This window comes from Peptoniphilus indolicus ATCC 29427, from assembly GCF_000227315.1.
In the GTDB taxonomy this organism is placed as follows: domain Bacteria; phylum Bacillota; class Clostridia; order Tissierellales; family Peptoniphilaceae; genus Peptoniphilus; species Peptoniphilus indolicus.
In genome coordinates this window covers 54512-61169 of the sequence record NZ_JH165064.1, presented here as the reverse complement: position 1 = coordinate 61169, position 6658 = coordinate 54512, and the positions used below count along the sequence as shown (strand labels likewise).

The 6658-nt window shown below is 32.0% G+C and carries 4 protein-coding genes; all 4 read left to right on the top strand.

The features are described 5' to 3' along the window. A partial coding sequence (locus HMPREF9129_RS07855; RefSeq protein WP_040552854.1) for a hypothetical protein occupies positions 1-613 on the top strand: 613 nt, incomplete at its 5' end. 44 nt (positions 614-657) lie between these two features. After that, on the top strand, positions 658-2295 hold the full coding sequence (locus HMPREF9129_RS07850) for a hypothetical protein (RefSeq protein WP_004822305.1): 1638 nt from the start codon (positions 658-660) through the stop codon (positions 2293-2295). A gap of 89 nt (positions 2296-2384) precedes the next feature. Beyond that, the gene (locus HMPREF9129_RS07845) at positions 2385-5543 is read left to right on the top strand and encodes an S-layer homology domain-containing protein (RefSeq protein ID WP_004822303.1); all 3159 of its coding nucleotides are present in this window, start codon (positions 2385-2387) and stop codon (positions 5541-5543) included. Between the two features lie 96 nt (positions 5544-5639). Continuing rightward, a complete protein-coding gene (locus tag HMPREF9129_RS07840; RefSeq protein WP_004822301.1) occupies positions 5640-6494 on the top strand; it encodes a copper amine oxidase N-terminal domain-containing protein in 855 nt (284 codons plus the stop codon). Positions 6495-6658: the final 164 nt, after the last annotated feature.

Here is a 6658-nt window from a genome sequence, read left to right as displayed (position 1 = left end):
ATTATTACTTGTATTATTGATATTACTACCATCCTTTGCAATGGCAAAAGAATATGATATGAAAGCTATTGAAGATGAAATAAAAGCAACAATAGACTTTTCAGATAGGGAACTATATGGTACAGAATATAGTTTGAGATCAGCAGGAAGTCCAGAAGATTTTGCTGTATATCACAGAAAAGATCCAAAGCTTTCAATGGCTGATGACGCTTTTGATAAGAGCAAATCTAAAGTAATAGATAATGGGGATTCCTATACTTTTATATTTTATTTACAACCTGTTAAAAAATGGTATCCATTCAAATATTATGAAGCGGATTGTACCGAAATTAAATTTATGACTCCAACTGGAGAAAAAGAAGCTGAATACACAGTAAAAGAATTAGAAGTAGATGGAAAAACAAAGAAAAAGGCTATTAATAGCGATAAATTAGTACCATATGGTTTTGAAATTACTATTTCTAAAGATTATTTAGAAGTAGAAGAAGATGAAGATTATGGTTTTCCACACTTTTACAGAATCAAATTCGAAACTAATTTAGAAGATTCAGGAGCGTTAGGAGTAATTGGCGATAAGATGATGAATCGTAACGCAAGATTATATGTGAAATAAAAAAATAAGTATTCCTCTACTTATTTTTTATTAGGAGGATAAAATTGTTAAAAAAAATAAATAAATTATTTCTATTAATAGCTATTTTTTTATTAATTCCATCATATGTTTTTGCAGAAAATATAAGAATGGATGATAAAGTTTATATTAAAGGCAATAATTTTGTTAGTTTCCAAATTAACCCTGAACCTTACATGAGGTGGGAAAAAGGAAATTTTGATCCAAAAAAATTCTCGGTAAAACTTAGAGAAATAAAGAAGGATGACCAAGATTTTGCGGCATTTATAAAAAAACATGAAAAAGAAGCGGAATCCTTTAGAAGTCATGAAGCACAATGGTTTTGTTATGAAATTGAAGCTAAAAACGAAACCGATTGTGCACAATATGGAAATATAAATATTGAAAGTAAGCATATTAAAGATGAAGATACTTACTGGATTTGGCCCGAACAATTTCAAATGTATGTTTCGAGATTTGATGAAGAAACAAATAAATTTGCAGAACCAAAACATTGTAAAAGATTTATGCGCCTTGAGGAAGCAGACGGATATAAAGGGAACCGATTTGAAACAGATTCATTTTTTTTAATACGTGATTTTAACAAAAATAAAGATGGAAGATCATATATAGCTAATGCAGGATTTGGTTCTAAATTTAAAAATCATACATATACAACAAAAGATAAATTTAGAGTATATGTATTTCAAGGGTGGGCTGACCCTATCCCTAAAAATTTATTGCCAGGAGAATATAAGATTCCCCTATCAATAAGGTATGCAAGTAGACCTGGAATGTATTCTATGGCATCTGGTGCTGTTGAAGATAATGGAAAATTAATTGTAACAGAAGACGGAAAAATGAAGTTAAGATTCACTTTTAAACCTATGAGTTTAGCTGACCCCAAATATACGAAAGAAAATGATAAGGTAATCGAGGGACACTTAACAGATTTATGGGTCTTCAATTCTTTAGATGAATATAGCAAATATTATAGCAATGAAACTTATTATTCAGACTATAAAGTCTACTTAAATGATCCAAAGTATTTAAAATCAACATATACAAGAGATAATTTTAATTATCCGGAAACCTATGAAATTCCACTGGAATATTCGAATGGACAGCCTAATTATGAAGCAGTAAAAATGTTTAATGTCCGAGTAGACGCCATGGGAAGCAATCCAGATTTTAATATGCTTATGAGATGGCAGGAGATGGAGCGTGAAAAAATAAACTCTACTCCTGGAAAATATAGAGCTTTACAGCTATTTAATAGTACTCAAGAAAGGTTTAATAGTGATAAAAAAGTTTTTGATAAATTATGGAAAGATAATAATTTTATAGAAGATGAAAATGCTTATCTAAATAGGTTACATGATAAAAATGAAAAAGCTAACACAAAATTGAATACGAAAACTGGTGTCAATCCTTATTATACATTTGAATTTAAAGATGGAAAAGGAGACCTTACAGTTTCTTTTGTAGAGCAAGTTTATGATAAAGAAAATTTAAAAGAATTTGGTCTTGTAAGAATAGAAAAAGATAAGCCAATAAAATATAAGGGAGCAGATAAAAAATTCCATGAAGTAGAAGTTTTAGAAGAAAAATATTTTACTATAAACGAAGCAAAAGAAAAATTTGGTAATAGAATTACAAAAATTAAATTAAAAATATACCTTTAGCAGAAGAAGGAGATATAGATCAATATATAAATCTTGAAAATGCAAGATTAATCCATTGTATTAAAAAAAGTAATAATACAACTATATCCATGAGTCCATCTGAAAATGAAGATATTACTAAAAATATGTTTAAAATATGGAATGTCGATTTAAGGAAAAAAGTTTTAGTTGAAAAATATGAGGATGAATTAAATAAAAAACCGTTAGAAGAAAAAATCAAAGAAGCTAAAAAAATTAAACAAGGCAATAAATCTAAAGAAGCCTTTGTAGCCCTTCAAGACGCAATAGCAGCAGCTGAACAAGTTTTAGCTAGCGCTACAGAACAATCTAAATTAGATGAAGCAGTAACAACATTAGATAATGCAGTTAAAGTATTTAATAAAAGTCTTGATATAAAAGCTCCAGTAGAAGATGGAGAATACACTGCACCAGTAAAAATAATGCACGCATACAATAAAGGAGAAACTTCTATGGCAAATGGAGCTATAGTATCTCCTGCAAAGCTAATTTATAGTGGTGATAAGGTAAAAGTAGAATTAGAGTTTAAAGGTCTACACCTTATGGGAACGAAAGGACACTTAACTAACCTATTCTACTTTGAAAACAATAAACTGCCAAAAGAAGGCGGAAAAGCAATAGAAACTAAAGTAGAAAAGAAAACTATGGACATGGGATTAGATGGAAAGCAACATGAATTCCCACAATTATTTAGCTTTACTATAGATAGAGATCTGTTTGAAAATTCAGACTTCCTATGGTGTAAAGTTTGGGTAGATGCTATGGATGGAATAGCTGGTAAAGGCCCTGGTGGCGGAGAACAAAAAGCTAAGATAGTTATAGATAAAACTAATCTAACTAAATTAGAAAAACCACAAGAACTAAATAAAAAACCATTAGAAGATAAAATATTAGAAGCAAAGTCAGTAGAACAAGGCAAAAAGACAGATGAAGCACTTAATGCCCTAAGAACAGCAATTATAGAGGCGGAAAAAGTTTTAGCTAATGCTACTGAACAAGATGCACTAGATAAAGCTGTAGAAGATTTAGATAAAGCTATTGAAACTTTTAAAACTAGTGCTGATAAGATTGAACCTAAACCAGAGCTAAAAAAAGAAGCCTTAACTAAAGCTATAGCAGAAGCTGAAAAAGTAGAACAGGGTAAGAAAACCGATGTTGCTTTTGAAACTTTAAAGGCAGCTATTGAATCGGCGAAAAGTATTCTTAATTCTGCTAATGAACAAAGTCAATTGGATACGGCTTTAACTAATTTAAATAATGCAGTAAAGGTATTTAATGAAAGTGCAGATAAAGCTACAGAGCCAGAGAATAAAGATAAAGTCTACAATGTTCCAGTAAGTTTAATGCAATTTGCATATCCTAATAAGGAATCAATGGGAGCAAAGGCTATAGATGGACCGGCTAAGGTAAGTATAAAAGGCGATACTGTAGAAATAGATTTAACATTTAAAGGTATTGAAGTACCATTAGGTGAGCAAGTTCTTTATGGACATTTAACTAATTTATTTAGCTATGAAAATAACAATGATCGTGGACGTGCAATAGAAGCAGAAGTTATAGAAAAGGTAATCGACGAAAAATCAGGGGGCAAAGAATTCCCTAGAGTATTTAGAATTACTTTAACTAAGGCTGAGTATGATGCACTAGAAAATAATACCCTTTATGTAAAAGTATGGGTAGATGCTATGGATGGAATAGCTGGTAAAGGCCCTGGTGGCGGAGAACAAAAGGCTAGACTTGTTTTAGATAAATCAGGTGCTACAGATATTACTCCCGGCGGAGATACCCCAACACCACCAACTCCAACTCCAAGTCCTACACCTGATTTAGGTAGTAAGACTAAGTTAATAGATGCTTTAAGAAGTTACTCTAATTTAGGCGGACCTCATTACACTTATAAAAGTAATATGGAATATGTAAATGCCTATAATTCTGCTATGGCATTATTATCTAGAAGTAATGTTACTGAAAATGAGATTAAATCGGCTATAGATAATTTAAAAACTGCGGCATCTGGCCTTGTTAAAGGTTCTAATAATAGTGGAATTGGTAATAACTGGGGAAATAACAATAACTGGGGTAATAATAACTCTGGTTGGAATAATAACTGGGGTAATAACAACAACTCCTCATGGGGGAATAATTCTTCCTGGGGAAATCAAAACAATAACCAAAATAATGGACCAGTTACTATTCAATATGAAGTGCCAGTAGAAATATTGCACGCACATCAATCCGGATATTCTATGGCAAATAATGCTATTAATCATACTGCTAGAGTAGAGGAGAGAAATGGTCAGTTTAGATATAGTGTTCAATTTGTGCCTATGCAAAGGGACTTTGGCGGTAAGACTTTAACAGGAAACTTAACTAATTTATTTATTTATGATGGAAATAAATATCAAGCATCACAATCTTCTGGGAATGTATGGTCATGGGTAATGAATGGAAAGTATGACAAGGTAAATATAGCCGTATGGGTTGATGCTATGGATCAAATAATGGGCAAAGGACCTGGCGGTGGAGAGCAAAATGCTATAATATCCTTTGATTGGTCTAGAGCGAAAGAAGTTGGAAGAGTCGGCGGAAATAATAATCAAAACCAACAAAACCAGCAAAATCAACAAAATAAACAAAATCAGCAAAATCAGCAAAACACAAGCAACAGCCAGTCTACTACAAGTTCATCTAAATTCACTGACGCTAATGGGCACTGGGCAAAAACTGCAATTGACTATGTAGTAAATAAGGGTTATTTCAAGGGCCTTTCAGAAACGCAATTTGGACCTAATGAATCAATTACAAGAGGACAGTTTGTAACTGTGCTTGGAAGAATGTTAAATGTAAATACAAATGATTATAAGACACAAAAATTTAATGATGTTAAGTCTGATGAATATTACAGTCCATATATTTCTTGGGCAAACAAGATGGGAGTAGTCAATGGAGTTGGTAATAATAACTTTGCTCCAGACAAGGCACTTACAAGAGAAGAAATGGCAGTAATGATGACAAGATTCTTAAAAGTATCAGGTAAAAATCTAAATGCCAAAGGAGGTACAAGTGGATTTAAGGATCAGGATTCTATTGCATCCTGGGCCAAAGATTCTGTAAAGGAAATGGCAAGGCTTGGTGTTGTAAAGGGTATGGATGATGGAAACTTTGCACCAAAAACTTCATTTACTAGAGGACAGGTTGCACAAGTTCTTTACAATATTGATCATAATTAATAATGGGGACAGTCCCCTCGTGGACTGTCCATGGTTTTCAGGCTGCCCTGCATAAGTAGGGTTGTCTGTATAATATAAAAATGAGGAGTTGTTGAAATGAAAAAATTAATTCTATCACTATTATTGGTATTGGTCATAATTCCAAATACAATATTTGCAGCGAATAAGTATGAAGTACCAGTAAAATTAGAAAAATTTGGAGAACCAGGCAAAGAATCGATGGGTAATCCATCACTTAAACAAATGGCAGAAGTAGAAGAAAAAGATGGGAAATATATTTATAAATTATATTTAAAGAAAATGGAATTTATGAATATGGAAGGCGAACTTACAAATCTATTTATTTACGAAGCTGACAAAGATTCAAATAGAGTAGAAACAAAACAAACAGCCATTGAAGGGGAATATAATAAAACTCATGAGTTTGAGAGGACTACTCCAAAGGAAGATAAAATTCTTGTGGCAGTTTGGGTAGATGCCATGGACGCAATATCAGGTGGTGGAAAGGGTTCCGGAGAACAAAAGGCATACTTAATGTTTGACTGGGCAAATGTAAAGCCTTTAGAATCTAGTGCTGAAAACTCAGAACCAAAGACAGAAAAACAATCAAATGAAATTAAAATTGTTGTAAATGGTAAAGAAATAAAACCTGAAACTCCCGCTTATATTGAAAGCGGAAGAACAATGGTGCCTTTAAGATTTATATCTGAAGCACTAGGAGAAAAGGTTGAATGGAAAGCAGATACTAGAACTGTTATCATTGGAGATGATAAGGCTAATCTTATAATTGATTCTAAGGAAATTAAATCGAAAGATAAGACTATACAAATAGATTCTCCAGCAGTAATTAAAGATTCTAGAACTTTTGTACCTTTAAGAGCAATATCTGAAATACTAGGGGCAAAAGTAGATTGGAAAGCAAGTACTAGAACTGTAGAAATAAACAAATAATTTGGTACTATGTCAAATATTAGAGGCTCATTGATTTGTGCCTCTTTTTGGATTTATAAAAAATCTTTAGCGATGCAACAATATTTTTTTCATACTAAAATTTAAGGCTCTATGTCAAATATTGTGGAGGCTCATTAATTCGAGTCTCTCTTATTATGTGAAAA

What these genes read in the sequence shown, in the direction of transcription:
- HMPREF9129_RS07840 (WP_004822301.1), top strand. Translation starts at nt 5,640, where the DNA reads ATGAAAAAATTAATTCTATCACTATTATTGGTATTGGTCATAATTCCA.
- HMPREF9129_RS07845 (WP_004822303.1), top strand. Translation starts at nt 2,385, where the DNA reads ATGAGTCCATCTGAAAATGAAGATATTACTAAAAATATGTTTAAAATA.